Annotated in this window: 21 protein-coding genes; 11 read left to right on the plus strand and 10 right to left on the minus strand. The window is 71.5% G+C overall.

Translation table 11 applies throughout. The features are described from left to right. Positions 1 to 5: 5 nt before the first annotated feature. From ACYVK3_RS11085 to ACYVK3_RS11095, 3 genes are all read left to right on the plus strand, one after another. A complete protein-coding gene (locus ACYVK3_RS11085) occupies positions 6 to 638 on the plus strand; it encodes a class I SAM-dependent methyltransferase (RefSeq protein WP_460497374.1) in 633 nt (210 codons plus the stop codon). Positions 639 to 736: 98 nt separating this feature from the next. Continuing rightward, positions 737 to 1,273, plus strand: a complete 537-nt coding sequence (locus ACYVK3_RS11090) for a tetratricopeptide repeat protein (protein WP_460497375.1) — start codon at positions 737 to 739, stop codon at positions 1,271 to 1,273. Between the two features lie 36 nt (positions 1,274 to 1,309). Further along, on the plus strand, positions 1,310 to 2,464 hold the full coding sequence (locus tag ACYVK3_RS11095; RefSeq protein WP_460497376.1) for an NUDIX hydrolase: 1,155 nt from the start codon (positions 1,310 to 1,312) through the stop codon (positions 2,462 to 2,464). Here the strand turns inward: ACYVK3_RS11095 and ACYVK3_RS11100 are convergent. Then, positions 2,461 to 2,664 (minus strand): SDR family oxidoreductase, encoded by a 204-nt coding sequence (locus ACYVK3_RS11100; protein WP_460497377.1) that lies wholly within the window; start codon positions 2,662 to 2,664, stop codon positions 2,461 to 2,463. The two genes, ACYVK3_RS11095 and ACYVK3_RS11100, sit on opposite strands and share 4 nt — an antisense overlap. A gap of 179 nt (positions 2,665 to 2,843) precedes the next feature. Then, positions 2,844 to 3,461, minus strand: a complete 618-nt coding sequence (locus ACYVK3_RS11105; RefSeq protein WP_460497378.1) for a GyrI-like domain-containing protein — start codon at positions 3,459 to 3,461, stop codon at positions 2,844 to 2,846. A gap of 157 nt (positions 3,462 to 3,618) precedes the next feature. Here ACYVK3_RS11105 and ACYVK3_RS11110 point away from each other — a divergent pair, with 157 nt between their 5' ends. The 4 genes from ACYVK3_RS11110 (at position 3,619) to ACYVK3_RS11125 (ending at position 8,915) form a co-directional block, all read left to right on the plus strand. Further along, the gene (locus ACYVK3_RS11110; protein ID WP_460497379.1) at positions 3,619 to 4,440 is read left to right on the plus strand and encodes an HAD family hydrolase; all 822 of its coding nucleotides are present in this window, start codon (positions 3,619 to 3,621) and stop codon (positions 4,438 to 4,440) included. A 134-nt stretch (positions 4,441 to 4,574) separates the two neighbouring features. After that, on the plus strand, positions 4,575 to 6,560 hold the full coding sequence (locus tag ACYVK3_RS11115) for a GTP-binding protein (protein ID WP_460497380.1): 1,986 nt from the start codon (positions 4,575 to 4,577) through the stop codon (positions 6,558 to 6,560). A 118-nt stretch (positions 6,561 to 6,678) separates the two neighbouring features. After that, positions 6,679 to 8,010, plus strand: coding sequence for a M14 family metallopeptidase (locus ACYVK3_RS11120; protein ID WP_460497381.1), 1,332 nt, complete (start codon positions 6,679 to 6,681; stop codon positions 8,008 to 8,010). Positions 8,011 to 8,102: 92 nt separating this feature from the next. Beyond that, complete coding sequence (locus tag ACYVK3_RS11125) at positions 8,103 to 8,915, plus strand: HAD family hydrolase (protein ID WP_460497382.1); 813 nt, start codon at positions 8,103 to 8,105, stop codon at positions 8,913 to 8,915. Positions 8,916 to 8,949: 34 nt separating this feature from the next. Here ACYVK3_RS11125 and ACYVK3_RS11130 read toward each other — a convergent pair whose 3' ends face one another. After that, complete coding sequence (locus ACYVK3_RS11130) at positions 8,950 to 9,870, minus strand: hypothetical protein (RefSeq protein ID WP_460497383.1); 921 nt, start codon at positions 9,868 to 9,870, stop codon at positions 8,950 to 8,952. 71 nt (positions 9,871 to 9,941) lie between these two features. On the opposite strand from ACYVK3_RS11130, the gene ACYVK3_RS11135 reads away from it, so the two are divergent. After that, positions 9,942 to 10,610, plus strand: coding sequence for an SDR family oxidoreductase (locus ACYVK3_RS11135; RefSeq protein WP_460497384.1), 669 nt, complete (start codon positions 9,942 to 9,944; stop codon positions 10,608 to 10,610). A 742-nt stretch (positions 10,611 to 11,352) separates the two neighbouring features. Here the strand turns inward: ACYVK3_RS11135 and ppdK are convergent. The 4 genes from ppdK to ACYVK3_RS11155 all read right to left on the minus strand — a co-directional run bounded on the left by ppdK (position 11,353) and on the right by ACYVK3_RS11155 (position 17,402). Further along, entirely contained in the window at positions 11,353 to 14,052 is a 2,700-nt protein-coding gene (gene ppdK, locus ACYVK3_RS11140; RefSeq protein WP_460497385.1) for a pyruvate, phosphate dikinase, read from the minus strand. Between the two features lie 63 nt (positions 14,053 to 14,115). After that, positions 14,116 to 14,757 carry a formylglycine-generating enzyme family protein gene (locus tag ACYVK3_RS11145; RefSeq protein ID WP_460497468.1) on the minus strand — a complete coding sequence of 214 codons (642 nt, stop codon included), beginning with the start codon at positions 14,755 to 14,757 and terminating at the stop codon, positions 14,116 to 14,118. 212 nt (positions 14,758 to 14,969) lie between these two features. Then, complete coding sequence (locus ACYVK3_RS11150) at positions 14,970 to 16,190, minus strand: glycoside hydrolase family 64 protein (RefSeq protein ID WP_460497386.1); 1,221 nt, start codon at positions 16,188 to 16,190, stop codon at positions 14,970 to 14,972. 117 nt (positions 16,191 to 16,307) lie between these two features. After that, positions 16,308 to 17,402, minus strand: a complete 1,095-nt coding sequence (locus ACYVK3_RS11155) for a winged helix DNA-binding domain-containing protein (RefSeq protein WP_460497387.1) — start codon at positions 17,400 to 17,402, stop codon at positions 16,308 to 16,310. Positions 17,403 to 17,558: 156 nt separating this feature from the next. Here ACYVK3_RS11155 and ACYVK3_RS11160 point away from each other — a divergent pair, with 156 nt between their 5' ends. Beyond that, on the plus strand, positions 17,559 to 19,421 hold the full coding sequence (locus ACYVK3_RS11160; RefSeq protein WP_460497388.1) for a hypothetical protein: 1,863 nt from the start codon (positions 17,559 to 17,561) through the stop codon (positions 19,419 to 19,421). A 71-nt stretch (positions 19,422 to 19,492) separates the two neighbouring features. Next, positions 19,493 to 19,687, plus strand: coding sequence for a hypothetical protein (locus tag ACYVK3_RS11165; protein WP_460497389.1), 195 nt, complete (start codon positions 19,493 to 19,495; stop codon positions 19,685 to 19,687). Between the two features lie 15 nt (positions 19,688 to 19,702). On the opposite strand, the gene ACYVK3_RS11170 is transcribed toward ACYVK3_RS11165, so the two are convergent. Both ACYVK3_RS11170 and ACYVK3_RS11175 read right to left on the minus strand, forming a co-directional pair. After that, positions 19,703 to 20,578, minus strand: coding sequence for a hypothetical protein (locus ACYVK3_RS11170; RefSeq protein WP_460497390.1), 876 nt, complete (start codon positions 20,576 to 20,578; stop codon positions 19,703 to 19,705). A 32-nt stretch (positions 20,579 to 20,610) separates the two neighbouring features. After that, on the minus strand, positions 20,611 to 21,123 hold the full coding sequence (locus ACYVK3_RS11175) for a macro domain-containing protein (protein ID WP_460497391.1): 513 nt from the start codon (positions 21,121 to 21,123) through the stop codon (positions 20,611 to 20,613). Positions 21,124 to 21,233: 110 nt separating this feature from the next. Between ACYVK3_RS11175 and ACYVK3_RS11180 the strand changes: the two genes are divergently transcribed. Beyond that, positions 21,234 to 22,199 carry a 1-phosphofructokinase family hexose kinase gene (locus ACYVK3_RS11180; protein WP_460497392.1) on the plus strand — a complete coding sequence of 322 codons (966 nt, stop codon included), beginning with the start codon at positions 21,234 to 21,236 and terminating at the stop codon, positions 22,197 to 22,199. A gap of 57 nt (positions 22,200 to 22,256) precedes the next feature. Here the strand turns inward: ACYVK3_RS11180 and ACYVK3_RS11185 are convergent, their stop codons facing one another. Continuing rightward, positions 22,257 to 23,234 carry an aldo/keto reductase gene (locus ACYVK3_RS11185; protein ID WP_460497393.1) on the minus strand — a complete coding sequence of 326 codons (978 nt, stop codon included), beginning with the start codon at positions 23,232 to 23,234 and terminating at the stop codon, positions 22,257 to 22,259. Positions 23,235 to 23,326: the final 92 nt, after the last annotated feature.

Genomic DNA, 23,326 nt, shown 5'->3' on the forward strand with positions numbered 1-23,326 from the left:
ACACCATGGACGCCATGGAATACGGGGCCATCAAGCGGCATCTTCGGCGGGCCTACGACGCGAAGGCCGAGGACCGCGAGAAGATGGACGACGCGCCGTGGAAGCGGGACGAGCGGGCCCGCTTCGCGGCGTACCTGCGCGGAGCCGGGGCGTCGACCCTCCTGGAGATCGGGGCCGGCCACGGGGTAAGCGGCCGCTACTTCGCCGACGAGGGCGTTGCGGTCACCTGCGTCGACCTCTCGCCGGAGATGGTCGCCCGCTGCCGGGCCAAGGGGCTCACCGCCGAAGTGATGGACTTCAACGCCTTGTCATTCGCGGACGGCGCCTTCGACGCCGCGTTCGGCATGAACTGCCTCCTGCACGTCCCGCGCGCCGAACTCGACGGCGTGCTCGCGGAGGTGAAGCGGGTGCTCGCGCCCGGAGGAATGTTCTACTGGGGACAGTATGGCGGCGAGGACTCCGAAGGGGTCTGGCCGAAGGACCACTACGAGCCGAAACGGTTCTTCTCGCTGATGACCGTCGAGACGGTCGGCGCCGTCGCAGCCGGGCATTTCGAGCTGCTCGACCTCATCGCCCGGGAACCGGACTACACCGAACTCGAATTCCACGGCCTCGTGCTGCGCAGGAGTGACGGCTGAGACGTTCCCGAGTGTCCGGGGTTACACTTCCGAACATCCGGGCGACGGTGCCCCCGCCGTCGTCCTGGCACCCGCTCGCCTGAATTCGAGGAAGAGTGATGTCGGCAGTGCAATACCAGATAGCCGAGCTGATCGCCACCGGCAACGACGGCCGCATGTACGCGACGGAGCCCGAGAGGCTGCGCCGGCTGGTCGAGTCCACACTGGCGCGCGAGTCGGGTCTGGCCCAGGCCCAACTGCGCCAGACCGGAGTCGGCCTGATCGCCTTGGGCGACTACGCCCGCGCCCGCGAGGTCCTCCGCAGGGCCCTGTCGCGCGCGACGACGCCGCGCGAGCAGGTGGCGACGCTCATCAACCTCGGCGACGCCCACCGCTACCCCGGCGACCTCGCCGGAGCCGAACCCAACTACACCAAGGCCATCGACGCGGCCCGCGCCGACTGCCCCGAGGTGCTCCACTTCGCGATGCAGCACTACGGGAAGCACCTCATGGACGCCCGCAGGCCCAAACGGGCGGCCGAGGTGCTCGAAGCGGTGCTCCGGATGCGTCAGAAGGTCGGCGACCAGGCCCTCATCGCCTCGACGCGGGAGGCGTTGCGGCTGGCCCGTGCGGCGGTGGGCCGGCGGACCGTCTGACGGGTACAGTCCCTTGGAGTCGATCTGAGGAGCACGATGGCGGACGAGCGCGCTGCGGTGGGACTGGCGAGACTGGCGGGCATGCTCCGCGCCGAGGCCGCGAACGGCCTGTTCTGGGGAGCGGCCGGCGACGAGCGAGAACGGCTGCTCCGGCTGCGCCGCCACGCGGCGGCCTTGATGGCCGAGGTCGAACTCCGCCCGCTGACCGAGATCGAGGCGATCTTCGATGCCGACACGGGCCTGCGAACCCCGATCCCCGCCACCGAGGTCCGCGTCGCCTGCGCCGACGGCGAGCGAGTGGTGCGGCGCCGCCGCCTGAGCCGGACGGGCGCCTCGCTCGACCGCCGCCTCGAGGACCTGGCCGAGTCGGTGAAGGCCGAACCGCCCACCGAGGTGGTCGGCATCGGCGACACCGACCTCGCGGGTCTGCCGTGCCCGCACACGTTCCTGCTGACCTACGAGCTCGAATCTCCGCTCGACTCCGCACGGGTGCGCGACGCCCTCGAACCCGGCGATGCGGACCTGCACGGCCTCATCGAGGCCCTGGCGCCGGCGTCCGCGGCCAGGGCCCGGTCCGGGGGGCCGCTGCCGGTCCCACCGGAGGTGAGCGAGGTCCTCGGCACGATCGCCGAGCTCAGCGCCGCAGGCAGGGCGAAGACGTCGAACTTCTATGAGCGCGAACGCTACGAGCGCATCCTGGCGCTGTGCGCGGACACGGTCGAGGCCGACCTGGCCTACCCGCGGCTGGACTGCGGCGATCTGGCCGCCGAATGCCTCTCGACCGGCGCCGACGCCGCGGTCTTCGATGAGGACGACCGCCTCCTGCTCATCCGCCGCACCGACACCGGCCAGTGGGCGATGCCGGGCGGCGCGAGCGAGGTCGGCGAGACCGTCGGCGCCGCCGCGGTCCGCGAGACCTTCGAGGAGACGGGCCTCGACGTCACGCTGCGGGCCCTCGTCTGGGCCTTCGACAAACGCGACACGTTCGACGGCGGTGACTCGCGCATGCCCATGATCATGAGCTTCATGGCCGACGCGGTCGACCCCGGACAGGAGCTCCGGCTCGCCGAGCTCGAGGCCTCCGAGGCCCGCTGGATCACCCGTGAGGAGGTCGGCGACATCGACTTCTTCAGAGGCCACGAGCTGCGGGTCCCGGCCGCGTTCGCGGCCAGGACCCGCATGGCCTCCTAGGCGGTCGTGAGCGTGCCGCCGTCGATGGTGTAGTCCGCCCCGACGATGTTCGCGGCCCTGTCGGACAGGAGGAACGCCACCAGGTCCGCGATCTCCTCGGGCTCGCCCATGCGGCCCGTGGCGACTCCGAACTGCTCGGGCAGCGAGGCGAGCAGCTCGTCATGGCTGATGCCCGATGCGCCCGCCAGCGCGCTGCCCAAACTCTTCTCGCCCCGCCACGCGGACTTGTCTCGCTTACAGACCCGCCAGTGCGGTGTCGATGATGCGGTGCAGCGTGGGCCGGTCGGAGGTCTTGGTCATGACCCGCAGGCCCGAGATGGTGTTCATGAGGAACTGCGCGAACGCCTCGGCGTCGGTGTCGGCATTGACGTGCGCGCCGTCACGCGGGCTCGACCGGCTGGCGCAGCACCGTCCGCAGCCTCTCGGGGGCGCTCTTGCGAGGATCGCCCAGGTAGATCTCGTGGTGCAGTCCGCGCGGCCGGAGGCCGAGCGAGGGCAGGTACCGCTCGTGAAGCTCGGCGAGGGCCGGGGCCTCGTCGTCGTACGGGCCGATGTGGAGCACCTGCGCGCAGCGGCCCTCGTGCAGCGTCTCGTACCTGATCTGCTCGATCGCGCCCAGTCGCTTCTTCGCGAAGGCGGTCTCCTTGGCCTCCTCGACGGCCCCGGCGTCGACCCATTCGGGCTGGCTGATCATCATCGTCCACTGCCACCGCTGCTTGGCACGGGCGGTGAAGGCCTCGTAATCGTCCGACCACCAGAGCCCTTCGAGCGGGGCGACGACGAAGTCCCCGCCCTCGCCGCGCTTGCTCGCGAACTTGGCGGTGTACGCGACGGCGTAGAGCGCCTCGACGGCGCGGGCGTACGCCTCGGCGGTGTTGGGGTCCCCGCGGCCGTCGATCGCGATGAAATGCTGCCGGGGCACCTCCAGCAGTGACCATTCGGAGTTCTTCGGGGCATAGAGCGCTTTGCGTTCGCGCTTGACGTCGTAGGCGGCCATCGCGACTCCTCAGTGGTCGGCAGGTCGGTGGCCGCCACCATAGCGGCGGCCACCGACAACCGCGGTCGCCGCCGCGTCCATGCCGGGAGCGGCGCCGTCGCCAGCAGGTGAGGTCACCTCGCTTGCCCGGATGCCGCTGCGGCGCGATACTGGAGCGGTGCAGCCTCCCCGAGTCATCGCGTCCGACCTGGACGGCACCCTCCTGGGCGCCGACGGCGAGTTGTCCGAACGGACCCGCAAGGCCTTGGTGGCCGCCCGCGAATACGGCCTCGCCGTCGTCGCGGTCACCGCACGGACCCCTTACGGCGTCGACCGCCTCCCCGAACTCGTCCCGCTGCTCGACACGGCGATCTGCTCCAACGGCGCTGTCTTCTACGAGCCGGTCGAAGGCCGCACGCGCATCTGGCGCGCCATCGAGCCGGCCGCCGCCCGCATGACCTGCGCCGTCCTCGCCGAGGCGCTGCCGAACTGCGCCATCGCGGTCGAGACCGCCCGCGGCAACGTCGGCGAGCGCCGGCACTTCGGCGACCTGATCATCGACGCCTCGCGCTGGGAGTTCACCGGCTCGGTGGAACAGACCCTGGAACGCGCCGGCACCATCGTGAAGATCAAGGTCTACGACCCCGAGCTGCGGGGCGAGGACATGGCGCGCGCCGTTGAGGGCCTCGACCTCGCCGGGCTCGACATGTGCCACTGGGGCGAGTTCGGGATGCTCGACTTCAACGCGCCCGGCGCCAACAAGGGCACCGGCCTGGCGGCCTGGTGCGCCGAGCGCGACCTCGGTGCGGGCGACGCGGTCGCGTTCGGCGACATGCCCAACGACGTCTCGATGCTCGCCTGGGCCGGCCGGTCCTATGCCATCGAGGGAGCCCACCCCGAGGCCATCGCCGCCGCGAGCGACACGGCCGCCCCCAACACCGACGACGGCGTCGCGCGCGTCATCGAGGCGATCATCGAGCGCTCGCGCGAGGCCGCCTGAGAAATCCGCTTGCGCTCTCGGCCGCATGCTGCTGGACTACTCGCGACCGCACGAACCAAGGGAGTCCGAAATGCGCCGAGCTTTCATGTCCGACCAGAAGGGAATCATCGTCAATCCGGAGGACATGACCGTTCGTGCGCACACTCAACCTAGGGATCCTCGCCCATGTCGACGCGGGTAAGACCAGCCTGACCGAGCGACTGCTCCACGCCGCCGGCGTCATCGACCGGATCGGCAGCGTCGACGCCGGCAGCACCCGCACCGACTCGCTCGACCTCGAACGCCGGCGCGGCATCACCATCAAGGCCGCCGTGGTCTCGTTCGCCATGGGCGACACCACCATCAACCTCATCGACACGCCCGGCCACCCGGACTTCATCGCCGAGGTCGAGCGTGTGCTCGGCGTCCTGGACGGCGCCGTCCTCGTCGTCTCCGCCGTAGAAGGCGTGCAAGCGCAGACCCGCATCCTGATGCGGGCGCTGCGGCGCATGGGCATCCCCACGCTCGTCTTCGTCAACAAGATCGACCGCAGCGGCGCGCGCTACGAGGACCTGCTGCGCGCCATCGCCGACAAGCTCGACCCCGCGACGATCGCCATGCACGAGGTCCGGCACCTCGGCACCCGCGACGCCCGCTCGGTGCCGCGCGAGGCCGACGGCGCCTTCACCGCCGAACTCATCGAGCTCCTCGCCGATCACGACGACGCGCTCTTGGCCGCGTACGTCGGCGAGGAGCACGCCGTCTCCCACGCACGCCTGCGCGAGGCCCTCGCCTCGCAGACCCGCCGGGCCCGGGTCCACCCCGTCTACTTCGGCTCGGCCATCACCGGCGCCGGCACCGAGGCGCTCGCCGAGGCCGTCACCGGGCTCCTGCCCGCCGCCGAGGGCGACGCGGCCGGACCGCTCTGCGGCACGGTCTTCAAGATCGAGCGCGGCCCGGCAGGGGAGAAGACCGCCTACGTCCGACTCTTCTCCGGGACCCTCGGCGTCCGCGACCGCGTCCCGTTCGGCGACGGCAAGGAAGGCAAGGTGACCGCCCTCAGCGTCTTCGCCGACGGCACCGACCGTCGCGGCCGGACGGTCGAGGCGGGCCGCATCGCCAAGATCTGGGGTCTCGACGCGCAGATCGGCGACGCCGTCGGCGCCGCGCCGAAGACGGCCGCCGAACACTTCGCGCCGCCCACGCTGGAGACCGTCGTCGTACCCGCCCGCGAGCGGGACAACGGCGCGCTGCACGCCGCGCTCACCCAACTGGCCGAACAGGACCCGCTCATCGGCCTGCGCCACGACGAACGCCGCTCCGAGCTGTCCGTCTCGCTCTACGGCGAGGTCCAGAAGGAGGTCATCGGCGCGACCCTCGCCGACGAGTTCGGACTCGACGTCGCCTTCCGCGAATCCACCGTCATCTGCGTCGAGCGGCTCACCGGCTCGGGCGCGTCCGTCGAATACATCGTCAAGGAGCCCAACCCGTTCCTGGCGACGGTCGGCCTGCGCGTCGACCCGGCCCCGGTCGGCTCGGGCGTCGAGTTCCGGCTGGAAGTGGAGCTGGGCTCCATGCCCCCGGCCTTCTTCGCCGCCGTGGAGGAGACCGTCCGCGAGACGCTCGGGCAAGGACTGTACGGCTGGGAGGTCCCCGACTGCACCGTCACCATGACGCACTCCGGCTACTGGGCGCGGCAGAGCCACGCCCACGGCACGTTCGACAAGAGCATGTCGAGCACCGCCGGCGATTTCAGGAACCTCACGCCACTGGTCCTCATGGACGCCCTGCGCCGAGCCCGAACCGTCGTGTGCGAGCCGATCCACCGCTTCCGCATCGACCTGCCGATCGACGCGCTCGGCGCCGTGCTCGCCGCACTGACGAAATTCCGCGCCGTCCCCGAAGCGCCGCGATCCCGCGGCGACGCCTACGTGGTGGAGGGCTCCGTCCCGGCCGCCTCGGTCCACGCCATGGAACAGCGCATGCCCGCGCTGACCAGAGGCGAGGGCGTCGTCGAGTTCGCGTTCGACCGCTACGAGCCGGTCACCGGCCCGGTACCGGGCCGGCCCCGCACCGACCACAACCCGCTCGACCGGGAGGAGTACCTGCTGGCCGTGGTGCGCCGCGTCGCAAGCCGATGACCAAAGTGTCCCAATATCGGGGATTTACAGAATTCGTGTGTGTATATATGATTATTCATTATTTTGACCGCCCTCCCGCGCGCCGCCACCCCCGGTGCGCCGAGAAAGGAACGCACACATGCACTCCAAGCGAAGGCTCGCCACCGCGAGCATCGCGATCGCCCTGGCCGCCGCCACCACCGGCGCCGCCACGATGACCGCTCACGCCGACCCCGAAACCGACGGCTCCGAGCCGGTGACCTGGAGCGTCGACGACGTCACCGCCGAGCAGATCGCCGAACTCGAGCAGCGCGGCTTCGACGTCGCCCACCAAGACCCCGACGGCGGCGTCCTCGTCATCGGCGACGAGGGCGTCGCCGCCGACCTCCGCGACCTCGGCCACGACCCGCGCTTCCACGACACCGTCTACAAGGACATCGCCCCCGGCATCCGCCAGGAGGGCACCTACTACGGCGGCTACCGCACCGTCGAAGCCCACGAGGAGCACCTCCAGGCCGTCGCCGCCGAACACCCCGACCTCGCCAGGGTCTACGACATCGGCGACAGCTGGCTCAAGACTCAAGGCGAAGGCGGCCATGACATCTGGGCTGTCTGCGTCACCAAGATCGCCGAGGGCGACTGCGAACAGAACCCCGCATCGGCCAAGCCCCGCTTCTCCCTGATCGCCCAGATCCACGCCCGCGAGATCGCCACCGGCGAGATCGCCCAGCGCTGGATCGACGCTCTCGTCGAGGGCTACGGCACCGACGAGGCCATAACCTCCCTCATGGACACCACCGAGATGTGGGTCGTCCCCGTCGCCAACCCCGACGGCGTCGACATCGTCGCCTCCGGCGGCGACAACCCCGTGCTGCAACGCAAGAACGCCAACGACTCGGCCGGAAACTGCGGCTCGCGGTCCGGGGTCGACCTCAACCGCAACTCCACCTTCGAATGGGGCGCCGACAGCACCAACCCGTGCGCCCAGACCTACCAGGGCGTCTCGGCCGGCTCCGAGCCCGAGGTGGCCGCGATCGAGGACTGGCTGCGCGGACTCCATCCCGACCAGCGCGGTGAGCGCCCGACCGACCCGGCCCCGGACGACGCCCGCGACGTGTTCATCAGCCTGCACAGCTACGGCGAGTACATCATCGTGCCGTGGGGCTACACCGACGATCCCGCCCCGAACGACGCCGCGATCCGGGCGCTCGGCGAGCAGATGGCCGAGTCCAACGGCTACTTCGTCGGCACCAACGGCGACACCGTCGGGTACGGCACCAGCGGCACCACCGACGACATGACCTACGGTGAACTCGGCGTCGCATCCGTCACCTTCGAGATCGGCGCCGCCTTCGGCACCTGCGGCGGCTTCCTGCCCGCCTACGAGTGCGTCGACGAAAGTCTGTGGCCGATCAACCGGGGAGCGCTCATGACGGCCGCCCAGGCGGCCGCCGCCCCCTACACCGGCTGACCCCCGAAGGCCCGGCGGTCCAGGAGCAGGGCCGGGGCCGCCGGGCCGAAATCGGCTTGCCCGCTCGCAGACGCCACCCGGATACTCGCGACGTGGAAGCCCCCAAGGTGATCGCCACCGACCTCGACGGCACCCTGCTCGACGACCAAGGCCGATTGTCGGACCGCAATCAGAAGGCACTGCTCGCCGCCCGGGAGCGCGGCATACTCGTCGTCGCCGTGACGGCCCGCGCGCCCCGAGGCGTCTACCGCCACCGGGCCCTGGCGGCCTCGATCGACGCGGCGATCTGCTGCAACGGCGCGATCCACTACGACCTCGCCACCGCTACCGCCGACTTTCGCCACCCGATACCAGTGCACACCGTTCGCGCACTGCGCCGCCGCCTGCTCGAAGCCATGCCCGAGGCGATCTTCGCCGTCGAGACCGGATCGAATCAGATCGCCCAGGCCCGCGCGTTCCGCGACGGCGTGCACCTGCATGAACCGTGGACCTTCACCGATCCCGCGGCCGACCTGTTCGAAGGCGTCGCGGCAGTCGCGACATTCGCGGTCCGAACGCCCGGCACGGACGCGGCGTCCCTGGTCGCCGAGGCCCGCCGGATCGACATCCCCGGCGTGCGGATGCTGCACTGGGGTTCGCACCCCGAAATCGAGTACAGCGCCGCGAGCGCTACCAAGGGCGCCGCGCTGGCCGAGTGGTGCGCCGCGCGCGGCGTCGGCTCCGAAGCGGTGATCGCCTTCGGCGACATGCCCACCGACGTCTCCATGCTGGCCTGGGCCGGCCGCTCGTACGCGGTCGAGGGCGCCCATGCCGAAGCCGTCGCCGCCGCCACCTGCCGCACCGCCGCCGCCGGAGACGACGGCGTGGCCCAGGTGATCGAGGCGGTCCTCGGCGATCGGCGCTGAGCGCGGTGCCAGGCGCGGAGCTCGTCCGTGGGCTCTAGCGGGATCGGCGCTGAGCGCGGTCCCAGGCTCGCAGGACGCCCATGGCCTCCAGGGTGACTCCGGGCCTGGCGTCGGACTCGGTCGTGGGCGCCCAGCGACGCCAATTGATCTGCCAGCCGCCGTCGGCGAGCTGCGAGTGCGCCAGGACGTCCAGCGAACGCGCCAGCTCCTCGTCCGTGAACCACCCGGCCGCGAGGCTCTCGGGCCGGGGCGCGAACTGGTGGGCGTAGTGGAACTCGCCCTCGGCGTAACCGGGGGCCGGGCGGACGCCCGTAGGATTCTCGGGATCGAGCAGCACGAGCTGCTGATCGCGCACCATGCGGCCCAAGCGCGCCGAGGCCGCCTCGGCGCGCTCGCGCTCCGGCGCGTGGTCCAAGAAGACGTTGACGCAGTGGACCTCGTAGGGGTGCGTGGTCTCGAGCGCGTCGATCGCCGACCAGCAGAACGCGATCGCGCCCTCCATCCACGGATGCGCCACGCCGTGCTTGCGCAGCAGGCCGACGATGCGCGCGGTGGGCAGCAGCATGCCGTGCAGCGACTCGGGCGGGGCCATGAACGGTGGACGCGGGTATTCGGCGATCGAGGGCAGGAGCGGGGGCACACCGCCGTCCGGCGCGGTCACCGTCGCCAGCCAGTCCACGATGGGCGCCGCGTGGTCGGCGAGCGCGTCGGCCTCGTCCAAGATCTGGAGCGCCGTCGCCACCGTGATCGGGTGCGCTTCGGGCCCTTTGACGTCCGGTTCCAGCGCGAAGGCGTAACCGCCGTCGCCGGCGGCGTGGGCCCGCAGCGCGGAGAGGATTCCCGCGGCCGGTTCGAGTCCGGTGAAATGAGCCAGTCTCCGCTGGTCGAGCACCCGGCCGGTGAGCCAGATGAATTCGGCGGCGGCGTCGATCATGTGCGGCGTCAATCGGCTCATGGACCCGACGTTACCGGCAAGGGCCCACAAGAGTGCCCGAAAGCCGCGGCGCTCCGGTTAGGCTTCACCGTATGCATATCGTCATCGCCGGAGGACATGGACAGATAGCGTTGCGACTGACCGAGCTCCTGGCCGCGCACGGCCACGCGGTCACGGGACTGATCCGCAATCCCGACCACGCCGAGGACATCACGGCGATCGGCGGTCGGCCGATCACGCTCGACCTCGAACAGGCCGACGTCGAACACGTCTCCGGCCTGCTGGAAGACGTCGACGCCGTCGTCTTCGCCGCCGGTGCGGGGCCGGGCAGCGGAGTGGCCAGAAAGGACACCGTCGACCGCGCGGCCTCGGTCCTCATGGCCGAGGCGGCCGAGCGCGCCGGCGTCGGCCGGTTCCTCCAGATCTCCTCAATGGGCGCCGGGAAGGACCCCGACACCTCGAGAGGCGAGGTCTGGGTCGCCTACATCGAGGCCAAGACCCGCGCCGAGGAGGACCTGCGCTCCCGCGACCTCGACTGGGTGATCCTCCGTCCCGGTCGCCTCACCGACGACGAGCCCACCGGCACCGTGACGCTCGCCGAGGCCGTCGACGGCGGTGCGATCAGCCGAGGCGACGTCGCGGCCGTGCTCGCCGAGCTGCTCGCCACGCCCGTGCTCACCTGCCGCACCCTCGAACTCGTGGGCGGCCCGACGCCGATCGCCGAGGCTGTCGCGACCCTGGCCGAGGCCGAGGACGCCTGAGTGCCCATGCGCGGCGTGGCGAAAGCCGTGGCTGCTCATCGACTGCGCCGACCCCGAACGCGTGCGGGCGCGCGCCGTCCTGCGCGGCATCGAGCACGCGGTCGACGTCATCGCCACGGACGACCTCCCCGCCGTCCCGCGGGCCGTCGAAGCCCTCGAGAACCACTCGTTCGGGTGAAAGCGGTTTGGGGACTTCGAGGAGCGAGGACCGTCCCCGAAGTGATCGCGCTCGGTCACCGGTCACTTCGGCGATGCATATGGGGACGGGTCGAATCGGGTCGAATGTCCGCGACCGATATCCTGGTATCAAGCGGATTTCGTATCGCCCTGTGCGTCCGTTGCATGCATAGGGTGTTCTGCGATGATGGAGACCGGAATGTCATCAATGCATGGATTGGCTGGCCCGGACATGAGCCGACCGACACGACCCAGTCTGCCGAACGGATACCCCGACCCGGCGAGCGCCGGATGGGTGCGCACTGAAGACATCGAGATAGCCGGCATCGACATCAGAATGACCGTGGCCCCCGGCGACCGGATCGTGGAGCTGTGGGAGCTCGTCGACGGCGTGCCGAACCGCTGGATCGGCAACGTCTACCGCGTCGACTCCGAGCCCCCCTGCCTCTACCTCAACTATCTGTTCGAGAAGCGGCTCAACCGCCGACAGGGCGACCTGCTGGCCCGACAGGGCGCCAAGTTCTGGAAGTCGTTACTCCCACGGCCCGAGTCGGTCCGCTCAGGATCACCGCCGGTTCATGACCCCGGCACGCCCGGCTTCGAGGCGCGCGACCGGCACGCGGAAGGGCGAACACGAGACGTAATCCAGCCCCACGCCGTCGAAGAACCGCACCGAGTCCGGGTCGCCGCCGTGCTCGCCGCAGATCCCGACCGTCAGACCCGGCCGCGCCGCCCGGCCCTCCTCGGTCGCGATCGACACCAGCCGCCCGACGCCCTCGGCGTCGAGTGACTCGAACGGTGAGGCCGAGAAGACTCCCTTGTCCAAATAGGCGGGGAAGAACGAGCCCTCGACGTCGTCGCGGGAGAACCCCCACGTGGTCTGCGTCAGGTCGTTCGTGCCGAAGGAGAAGAACTCGGCGGCCTCCGCGATGCGGCCGGCCGTCAGTGCCGCGCGCGGCAGCTCGATCATCGTGCCGATCCGCGCCGGGACGTCCACGCCCGCGGCCTCGGCGACGTCGGCGAGCACGCGCTCGATCTCCTCGCGCATGAGCTCGAACTCCTCGACCCCGCCGATGAGCGGGACCATGATCTCCGGGCGCGCGTCGGCGCCGGCCCGGATCCGCGCGGCCGCCGCCTCCGCGATCGCACGGACCTGCATCGCCACCAGCCCGGGGACGACGAGGCCGAGGCGCACGCCCCGCAGTCCCAGCATCGGGTTCTGCTCGTGGTGTCGCCGGACCGCCCGCAGCAGCCTCGCACCGGCCTCGTCGGGCCTGCCGCGCTCCTCGGCGAGCGCGGCCCGCACCGACAGCTCGGTCAGATCCGGCAGGAACTCGTGGAGCGGCGGATCGATGAGCCGGATCGTCACCGGCAGCCCGTCCATTGCCGCGAGCAGCCCGACGAAGTCGCCGCGCTGCAACGGCAGCAGTTCCTCCAGTGCCTTCTCCTGCTCGTCGGGCGACTCGGCGAGAATGAGCGCCTCGACGTGGCGGCGCCGCTCGCCCAGGAACATGTGCTCGGTCCGGGCCAGGCCGATGCCGTCGGCCCCGAAGCGGCGGGCGCGGGCCGCGTCGTCGGGAGTGTCGGCGTTGGCATGGACGCCCAGGTGCCGCCGCTCGTCGGCGTAGACCATGAGCCTGGCGACGGCCGGCACCACGGAGTCCACATCGGGCGACGCGGGTTCGAGCCGGCCCTCGAAGTACTCCACGACCGGCGAGTCGACGACGGGAATCTCACCGGCGTAGACCGCGCCGGTGGTGCCGTCGATGGAGACGATCTGGCCTTCGCGGACCTCGACGCCGTCGGGCGCGGCGAACCGCCGCCCCTCGTAGTCGATCTCGAGCCCGTCCGTGCCGACCACGCACGTCTTGCCCATGCCGCGCGCGACTACGGCCGCGTGCGAGGTCTTGCCGCCCCGGCTCGTGAGCACGCCCGCGGCGGCGATGATCCCCGGCAGGTCGTCCGGGTTGGTCTCACGGCGCACGAGGATGACCGGGTCGTTCGCGGCCTGGGCCGCTTCGGAGTCGAAGACGACCGCGCCGACGGCCGCGCCCGGTGAGGCCGGGACGCCGCTGGCGATCGGCTTCGCCTGCGCGTCGTGGTCGAATCTGGGGAACATCAGGTGGGCGAGCTGTTCGCCGGTGACGCGGCGCAGCGCCTCCTCGGCGTCGATGAGACCGTCGTCGAGGAACTGGACGGCCAGGCGGAACGCGGCCGCGGCGGTGCGCTTGCCCACGCGGGTCTGGAGCATCCACAGCCTGCCGCGTTCGATGGTGAACTCGATGTCGCACAGGTCCCTGTAGTGCCGCTCGAGCGTCGCCATGATGCCCAGCAGCTCGGCGTACGAGGCCGGGTCGGTCCGTTCGAGCTCCTGGAGCGGGACGGGGTTGCGGATGCCGGCCACGACGTCCTCGCCCTGCGCGAACGGCAGGTAGTCGCCGTAGACGCCCTGCTTGCCGGTGGCGGGGTCGCGCGTGAAGGCGACGCCGGTGCCCGAGTCGTCGCCGAGGTTGCCGTAGACCATCGACATGACGTTGACCGCGGTGCCGAGGTCGTGCGGGATGCGCTCCTGCCGGCGGTAGACGCGTGCCCGTTCGGTGTTCCAGGAGTCGAAGACGGCGCGGATCGCCTCATCGAGCTGCTCGCGCGGCTCCTGCGGGAAGTCCCGTCCGGCGTCGGCGGCCACGATTCGCCGGTAGTCCTCGACGAGGGCGCGCAGTTCGGCGACGCCGAGGCCGAGATCGCTGTCGGCGCCGGCGTCCCGCTTGGCCTCCTCGAGCGCCTCGTCGAAGCGTGCGGGGTCGACGCCGAGAACGGTGGCGCCGAACATCTGGATGAGCCGCCGGTAGGAGTCCCAGGCGAAGCGCTCGCTGCCCGAGGCCCGGGCGAGCCCGGTCACCGATGCGTCGTTCAGGCCGATGTCGAGGACGGTGTCCATCATCCCCGGCATCGAGAACTTGGCGCCGGAGCGCACGGACACCAGCAGCGGGTCGTCCTCGGCGCCGAGCCGCTTGCCCCGCTCGCGCTCCAGGCGGGCCAGCTGCGCGTCGACCTCGCCGGACAGGCCCGGCGGCTCCTGGCCGTGCGCCAGGTAGTGCCGGCACGCCTCGGTCGTGATCGTGAAGCCCGGAGGCACCGGCAGGCCGAGGTTCGTCATCTCGGCCAGGTTCGCGCCCTTGCCCCCGAGCAGGTCCTTGTGGTCCTTGTCGCCCTCGGCGAACTCGTAGACGTAGCGGCCTCCGGTGCGGGTCTCGTCGGCGGTCACGGCAGCCCTCCCCTCGTCGCGGTCCCTCCATTGAAACCCGGATCAGGGCCGTTCCTTCGGGCTTTAGGCGGACCGCGCGACCCGGAATCCCAGGTCGTCGATTCTGAAGGTCGGCATGGAGCGGCGCCGCACCCCGGCGCGGCAGCTCCAGTGCTCGTCGAACCAGCCGCCGCCGCGCAGCACGCGGTAGGTGCCGTAGACCTCGGGGTCGTACAGCTCGAAGCACCATTCCCAGACGTTGCCGAGCATGTCGTACAGGCCCCACGGATTGGGCGCGAGCTCGCCGACCTCGTGGAGGCGTTCGCCGGAATTGCCGCGATGCCAGGCGATCTCGTCGAGCTCGCCGTAGCGCGGTCCGGTGGTGCCGGCGCGGCACGCGTACTCCCATTCGGCCTCGGACGGCAGCCGGTAGCCATCGGCGGCGGCGTCCAGTTCGATGTCTCCCTCGCCGACGATGCGATAGGCGGGCCTCAGGCCCTCGCCTTCGGACAGGGCGTTGCAGAACCGTGCCGCGTCCCACCAGGAGACGTTCGTGACCGGGAGCCGGTCGCCGACGGCGGTGCTGGGCCGCTCGCCGGTGACGGCCGCGTACCGCTCTTGGGTGACCGGATGCGTCCCGAGCAGACACGCCTCGACCCCGACCGTCCAACTGCGCTCGGTGCGCCTGTCGGACAAGGTCACCCGCCCCGGCGGGACGGCGGTCATCGCCATGCCCACGGTCTCGACCGGTCGGCCGCGGCGCTGGCGGTCGAGACCGTGGGCATCGTGCGGCCCGAGCGGGCGACGCACGATGCCGTCCTTGAGGACGACCTCGTTGACGAAGCCGTCGGACGGGGGAGACTCATCGGCCATCCGATCAGTCTCGCCCGGGGCCGGCCCGGTCGCAACTCACTTCCGGGCCGGCCGCCTCGGTCTCGTCAGTTGACGGTGACGGTCAGCCGCGTGGGGTTGCCGTCGAAGGCCGCCCCGGACTGGTCCGGTGCGCCGTCGGGGGTCACGTCGTCGTAGGGGAAGGCGTAGCCGATCGGCGAGTTGGCGTGGACGGCACGCGCGTAGTGGTTGGTGATCGGGTGGCGGTAGAAGTCCGCGACGCCCGCGCCGTTCGGCTGCTCGGCGTGGCTCAGGATGGTGCTGCGGTTGAACGCGGCGGACAGGCGCGCGAGCAGTGCCTTCTTCGCGTCCGTGTCGGAGGGGATATTGGCGAACGGCCCGTGGTTGCAGGTGAAGATGTCGCGCGAGGACGGCTTGGCGAAGGTGGAGCCGTCCTCGAAGGCGAGCACGTCGCCCTGGACGCGCCCGGCGAGGGTCCCGCGCCCGCCCTGGAGGTCGATCCTCAGGTCGGTGCCCCGGTAGCGATCCCAGACCTGGTCGACGTAGCCGCTCCAGTAGTCGCCGAACGGCATGTCCGGCTGCCCGAAGTGCGGCGCCATGACGTTCTGCGGCGACATGACGCGCAGAATCCGTCCGCCGCCGTCGCGCATGACGAGGTCGCCCCACGGGTGCCCGTCGGCCTGGGCCTGGGCGACGAGATCGGCGGCGATCGCCTCGACCGCGCCGTCGGGCAGCGCCGCGACACTGTGGTCGCCGTGGCCCTGGAGCCGGATGCCGATCGGCAGCGCGGTCACCAGGTCGACGTAGCTGACGTTGATGAACAGCTGGACGTCGTTGAAGGTGAACTCGCAGAAGGAGACGATCTTGCCGTAGTTGGTGTCCGCCTCGTTGTGCAGCGCGGGCTCGACGAGCGCCGGCCCGGGGTTGACGTAGAAGTCGATCGTGTCCTCGCGGACGAAGTAGATCCGCGAGCCGTACATGCGCGGCAGTGTGAGGACGACCGGTCCGGAACCGGGCGCGCCCAGTGGGATCGAGGCGTCGACGGGCAGCGGCGTGGCGGGGCCCGGTGGCTCCTCGATGTAGTAGGGGCCCTGGCCGGCGCGCAGCAGCATCATGCGGTCGGTGCCGAATTCGCGTCCGGTGACGTAGGCGTTGACGGCGGCGTCGGTGTCGTTCACGAGCGCGAGCTCGCACGTGGCCGGGGCGGCCGTCGCGTGGGGTGCGGCGGAGCCGCGCCACCAGGGGGAGCTGGCGGCGACGACGCCGGTCGCAGCGGTGGCGGCGATGAGCGTTCTTCTCGAAACCATCGAAAACCTCCAAACTATGCGGGGGGTTGGAATTCGGAAGAGATTAGCATGGTTTCTTTAATATTTAAAGGGGCAAATATGTACAGATCATCTCACTCTCCGGCGTCGCGGCGCCCGTCAGTCCGTCTCGAAGTCGACGCCGGTCAGCGGCGTGCCGCGGTACGCGGCGAGGCGTTCCGCCTGTTCGTTGACGGCGCCGCGGACGGTCTTGGACAAGCGCGTCCACGGCCGCACGGCGACGGAGAACCGCTTGCCGGATTTGCGTGGCCGCCAAGTGCCGACCACCTCGCCGTCGGCGAGGACGGCCCCGGGGCGTCCGAGCACTGGCCACAGCTCCTTGGCGCGGGCCTTGTCGGGCACGATCGTGGTGCGGTCCCTGGCCTGTAGGAACAGGTCGTACGGGCCGAGCAGGCGGGTGACCGAGGCATCGGCCGACCGCAGCGACTCCGCGTCGCCGGACAGGATCGAGCGCGCCTCGCCGTCGACGTCCACCTCGACCGCGTCCTCGGGCCAGTGCGCCTTGACGTCTTTGACCGGGGCGTCGAGGAATTCGGACACCTGCTTCGGGGTGGCCGGCCCGAGCAGCCGCAGGTACGAGCGGATGAGGTCGAAGCGACTTTCGGCCTCGCCCGCGGGCGCGAAGTCCCGGATGGGTTCGAGCACCGGGGGAGCGGTGCCGGGCCGCAGCTCGAGCCCGGCCCGGAGGGCGCCCAAGCGGAAGGGCTGCTCGAACAGGTGGATCGCATCGCACGGACGGCAGAACCGCAGGTACGGCTCGGGCAGCTCCCCGGCCAGGCGGCCGGAGAGCTCGCCCTTGGGCGTCGGCCCGGTGACCGCGGCCCGCATGTGCCCGGCGACCTCGTCGAGCGCGGCGACGATGCCGATGCCCGCCGCCTTGAGCGGCTTGGCCGCGTCGTAGATCCGCTTGCCCGCGTCGGCCTCCGAGTACGGCTCCACCGCGGCCGCCACCTGCCCGGCCTCGCTCCGGCGGTACAGATGCGGCGCCCCGCGCACGGTCCACAGCAGAATGAGGTCCTCATCGGACAAAGCGGCGGGGTCGACGCCGCGCAGTGCGAGCGCCCATCCGCCGCCGTCCGGGCCGGTGTCCTGGACGCCGTAGTCGAGGACGGCGGTGTCCGCCGTCGTGCCGCGCTCCCGGTCGAGCTGCTGGGCATGAACTCGGAAGCGCAGCACCTGGTGCCTATCGATCATGCCCCGTACCCTAGACCGATCCACCGACACGAACGGAGCGAACGCGGGGCCGGCCTCCGAGCCCTTTGACCGTCCCTATTAGAATTGAACGACGGTGTTCTCGACCCGGTGCAGTAGCATGTTGCCTCAACGTGGACACACAGGAGTGGAGGCGCCGTGACGCTGTTCTACCAGGCCGTCCTCCGCGACGGCGGCGACCGTCTTGGACCGAGGCTCCGCCGCCGCTTCGCCGCCTGGGCCTCCGTGGACGACGACGGCGCCCCTCGTCTCGAACGGTCCCGCGGCCGCACCCGCATCACCTTGGCGGACAGCGAGGCCTGCGGCCGGTACACCGTCGACATCCCCACCGGCGCTGGACGGCTGCGCACCGCCGCCACTTGGGCCGAGGCACCGCGCCGCGACCACAGTTGGGTCACCGTGACCGTGGAGGGCGAGCTGTCGCCCGAAGCCGACCCGGTCCGCGCCCCGTCGTTCGTGAGCGGGTTCCTCCAGACGACCCGCGCCACCGACGGCGCCGTCCCGCTCGAGGCCGTCCCGCATCTCGTCGGCAGGGACGAGATCGACCAGGTCACCGATTGGCTCGCCCATCCCGACCGGACCGTCCCCGTCATCGTCCTCACCGTCGACCGCGCCGATCCCAGGGACATCGCCGCGCACGCCGACCGCCTCGCCGAGGCCCTCGCGGGGATCGCGGTCGTGGTGCGCCTGTTCGACGTCCAGAGCCAGGACCTGCTCAACAAGCGGCTCGGCCCGGACCTGACCGTCTTCGGTGGTGGCCTGCGCACCTACCTGCCCGGACTGACCCCCGGCGAGGAGCCCTACCCCCCGCGCCATCCCGTGCGCGGCGGCGGTGCGATCCGCGAACAGGGCGAGCGCGCGCTGGAGGTGGTCATCGACGGCGTCATCGAGCTCGCGGTGCGCCGCTCGCTCCCGACCGACATCCGCCGGGTCGACGCCCGCATCGACCGGGTTCTGGCCGGGGAGGTCCGGCCCGAGCAACTCCACGCCGCACCGCCCAGTCCCATCGAGCTGGCGCGAGCTCGCGCATCCGAGCTCCCCGGCCCCCGGCGCCCCGAACCCGATTCCGAACCGGTCGAGGCGACGCCCGAGATCCCGGCCCAGCCGATGCCCGCCGACGCCGTCGCGCGCATCGCCGAACGCGTTTCCGGACAGGTCACCGAGAGCCTCGCCGACGGCATTCTCGACGCGCTCGTCGACATGGCCCGCGGGGGCGACTCCGAGACCACCCGGCTCATCCGCACGATGTCGGCCCACCTGTCCGCGCTCACCCGCGCGGTCGAGGAGGCCGACGTCCTCGGCCGCGGCGCCGAGCGCGACGACCGGCACCAACGCGAGCTCGAGCGGCTCCGCAAGGATTACAACGAGCTCGAATTCGACTACGAGCTCCTGCTGGACGACGAGCGGCGCGCCCAGGAGCGCGTCCGGTGGTTGGAGAGCCGCCTCGCCGAGCACGCCGAACCCGTCTTCGGCGTCGAGGCGCCCGGCGAGGTCTGGGAGGCCGACAGCCTCATGTCGGTCCTGACGCGCGCCCGCCAGACCCTGACACGCGTCGACCTGCCCGAGGCGTTGGACCCCGACGTCGCCAAGCTCGACGTGACCTACCCGCGGCAGTGCCGCCGCTGGACCGGCAAGGCCTGGGACGCCCTGCGCGCCCTGGACGCCTACGCCGCCGCCCGCGCCGAGCGGCGCTTCACCGGCGGCTTCTACGACTGGTGCGGCCACCCGCTGCCCGGCCAGCCCGCCATCTCGCCGAACATGGTGTCCATGAAGGAATCCGACTCCGTCACCGGACGGCCGAAGTTCCGCGAGGCCCGCACCTTCCGCGTCCCGACGGCGATCGAGCCGTCCGGGCGCGTCTTCATGCCCTCCCACATCAAGCTCCAGCGGGTCGGCAACCCGGCCCCGCGCATGCACTTCCTCGACGACGCCGGGGGCGCGACCGGCCGCGTCTGGATCGGCTACCTCGGCGACCACCTGCCCAACACCCGCACCAATTGAGACCTCGGCCGCGACGTGCGGCGCCCGCCGGCGCGGTCGGTAGGCTCGAGGCCGACGAGGAGGAGGCGCAGATGCGAGGCTTGCAGCGGTATTCGCGGTGGATAGCCCTGGCGGTGGTCATCGCGATGATCTCGCCATTCCTGGCCCAAGGGCTCGGCACGCTGCTGTCGATCGAACCGTTCTACGTGGTCATCGCCCTGCTGCTGGCCACGGCGGTGATGATCCTGCTCCTCGCGCGCCCCAGCGACGGCAAGGAGGAGGACTGACCCGCCGCGCCCGGCTCAGGCGAGCCTGCCGTAGGCCTGGAGCGTCGCGAGGCGGGCCAGCGTCAGATGGCCGCCCCATTCGTGGGCGACCGCCGGAGTCCACATCTCGAAGTTCGGGGCCCAGCCGCCGTCGTCCTGCTGCGCGTCGACCGCCGCGTCCAGGTGCCGGTCGATGTCGGCGTCGCCGAACAGGCGCCGCGCCATCGACTCGGGCCTCGGCGCGATGTCGATCGGGGAGTGGACGTGGCCGGGTGCGTCCGGGTCGAGCGCGACCGTGGCGAGCAGGGCGTCACCGAGGCGCGTGAACGCGGCCTCGGCCCGATCGCGGTCCGGCACGCGCTCGAGGAACGCGAGGATGCACATCGTGTCGTACGCGCCGAGCTCGGTGATCGCCCCTATGGCGTCCCAGCAGAACGCGGTGGCCCGCTCCAGCCACGGGTGCTCGACGCCGTGGGCGTGCAGCAGCCCGGCGATCGGTGCGGTCGGGTTGAGCGAGGCCGGCGCCGGCTCGCCCTGCGGCTGCCACCACGGCGCCCGCTCGGTCTCGCGCACGCTCGGCAGGACCCACGGCACGCCGCCGTCCTCGGTGGTGTGCGCCTGAAGCCAATCGCAGGCGGCCCGGACCGACGGGTCGTCGAAGGCGTCGATCTGGTCGAGCGCCCAGAACGCCGTCTCGACGCCCTGCGGCTGGCCGCCCCGGCCGCGCAGGTCCGGTTCGATCGCGTTCCCGAAGCCGCCGTCCGGGTTCTGGTAGCCGCGCACGACATGGAGGACCGGTTCGCTCGCGCCTGCGCCGAAGCGGTGGGCGAACCGGAGGCGGTCGATGAGCCTGGCGTGGAGCATCATGTACCGTTCCGCGGCGGCGAAGGCGTCTTTCGTGAGCATCTTCATGAGCGCGACCGTACCGGCGGGGTCCGACAGCCCTACCGCTCGGCGGCGACCCGCTGGAACGCCGCCAGCACGTCCTGGTTGAACAGCACGAAGCGGATGTCCTCGATCGCGCTGTCCGCCGCCGTGACCGTCTCGTAGGCGATGCGCGCGGCCGAGTCGGCGGGCCAGCCGTAGACGCCCGCCGACACGGCGGGGAACGCGATCGAGTCCGCGCCGAGGTTGTCGGCGACCTTGAGCGACTCCCGGTAGCAGGAGGCGAGCAGCTCGGTGCGGTCCTCGCCCGCCGAATAGACCGGTCCGACCGTGTGGATCACCCAGCGGGCGGGAAGCTTCCCGGCGGTGGTGGCCACGGCTTCGCCCGTCGGCAGTCCGTCGGTGTACTGGGAGGCGCGCAGCTGGCGGCACTCCTCGAGGATCGCCGGCCCGCCCTTGGCGTGGATCGCGCCGTCGACGCCCCCGCCGCCCATGAGCGAGGAATTGGCCGCGTTCACGATCGCGTCGACGCGCTGCCGGGTGATGTCGCCGCTGATGATCGATATGCCCATACCCGCATTGAAACATGCGGCCCGGGGCCGACCGTACGTGTTTTGACAACGCCGCGCCCGGCCGTGTACTACAACCGAATGCATCCGAGGAAAACGGCGGTGAGGCGCGCATGATCGTCACCGTCACCGCCAACCCGAGTCTCGACCGAACCGTCGAGCTCGGTCGGCTCCGCCGCGGCGAGGTCCAGCGAGCCGAGGGCATCCGCGTCGACGCCGGCGGCAAAGGCGTCAACGTCTCGCGCGCACTCGTCGCCAACGGCCAGGCCACTCGGGCGGTGCTGTCCGCGGGCGGTCGCGTCGGCGTCGAACTCGTCGGCCTGCTGAACGAGGCCGCCGTGCCGCTCACGGCGGTGCCCGTCGCCGGACCGGTCCGCTCGAATCTCACCCTCGCCGAGGCCGACGGCACCGTCACCAAGTTGAACGAGGCCGGACCCCGCTTGAGCGAGCGCGAGATCGCCGCGCTCCTGGACACCGCCGTCAATGCGGGCGCCGACTGGATCGCCGGCTGCGGCAGCCTGCCGCCCGGCGCGGGCGAGGACTTCTACTCCCGCCTGGTGCAACGCGCCCGCGCCGCGGGCGCTCGCACCGCCGTCGACAGCAGCGGCCCCGCACTCGACGCCTGCCTGGCCGCGCGACCCGAGCTCGTGGGGCCCAACCGGGACGAGCTCGCCGCCGCCTCCGGCCTGCCGATCACCACGCTCGGCGATGCCGTCGAGGCCGCCGAAGCCCTGCGCGGACGCGGCGCGGCGGCCGTCCTCGCCAGCCTGGGCGCCGACGGCGCCCTCCTGGTCGACGACGTCGGGGTCCACCACGCCGTCGCCCGCGCGGGCGCGCCGGTCGTCAGCACCGTCGGTGCCGGCGACGCGGCCCTCGCCGGTTTCCTCGCCGCCGGAGGCCGGGGCGCCAGGGCGCTCGCCACCGCCGTCGCGTGGGGCACCGCCGCCGTCACCCTGCCCGGCAGCCTCATGCCCGGGCCCGCGGACATCGACCTCAGCGCGGTCGAGACGACGCCGCATCCGGACCCGGACCGGATGTTGAGCTGCGCTACCGGCGGTGGCGGTCCGGGTCGCGGATGAGCTCCTCGCTGTGCTGTCGGCGGTGGTGGATCTGGTCGCGATGAGCTCCTCGCTGTGCTACCAGCGGTGGTGGACCTGGCCGCGGATGAGCTCGTCGTATACCGCGGCGACCTCGGCGTGGACCCCGGACGGCAGGGGCGCGAAGTCGGCCGCCGCCGCGTTCGCCTTCGCCTGGACGGCGTTGCGCGCGCCCGGGATGACCACTGAGACGCCCGGCTGGTCGAGAATCCACCGCAGCGCGAACTGCGCCATCGTCATGCCCTCGGGCACGAGCGGGCGCAGCCGGTCGACCGCCGCCAGGCCCGTCTCGTAGCCGACTCCCGCGAACGTCTCCCCGATGTCGAAGGCCTCGCCGTGCCGGTTGAAGTTCCGGTGGTCGTCCTCGGAGAAGCGGGTCTCGGCCGTGTACTTCCCCGACAAGAGCCCGGAGGCCAGCGGGACGCGCGCGATGACGCCGACCCCGGCCTTCTCGGCCGCCGGGAGCACCGCGTCGAGCGGCTTCTGGCGGAACGGGTTGAGGATGATCTGCACCGTCGCCACGTTCGGGCGCTCGATCGCCGCGAGCGCCTGCTCGCAGGTCTCGACGCTGACCCCGTAGGCGCGCAGGCGGCCCTCGTCGACCAGCTCGTCGAGCGCGTCGAAGACCGCATCGGAGTGGTAGACCGCCGTCGGCGGGCAGTGCAGCTGCACCAGGTCGATGGTATCGACGCCGAGATTCGCCCGCGAGTCGTCGTTCCAGGCGTGGAAGTGCTCCCGGCTGTAGTGCTCCGGCACCTGCTCCACGCGCCGCCCCATCTTCGTGGCGACGGTGAGGTGCGGGTGGCGCTTCAGGAGCGCGCCGATGAGCCGCTCGGAGCGGCCGTCGCCGTAGACGTCGGCGGTGTCGAAGAACGTCACGCCCCCCTCGATCGCCGCCTCCAGGGCGGCGTTCGCGTCGCCGTCGGGCACCTCGCCCCACGAGGCGCCGATCTGCCAGGCGCCGAAGCCCACGACGCCGATCCGAGTGTTCGTCCTGCCGAGTACACGCTGTTCCATGCGCCGAGCATAGCCAGCGTGCGGGCCCGCCCGGGACGGCGCTTGACCTGGGGGCTCTTTGACTAACCCATTTACAAAGGGGACATGCCGTC

Source organism: Glycomyces tarimensis (assembly GCF_054776215.1).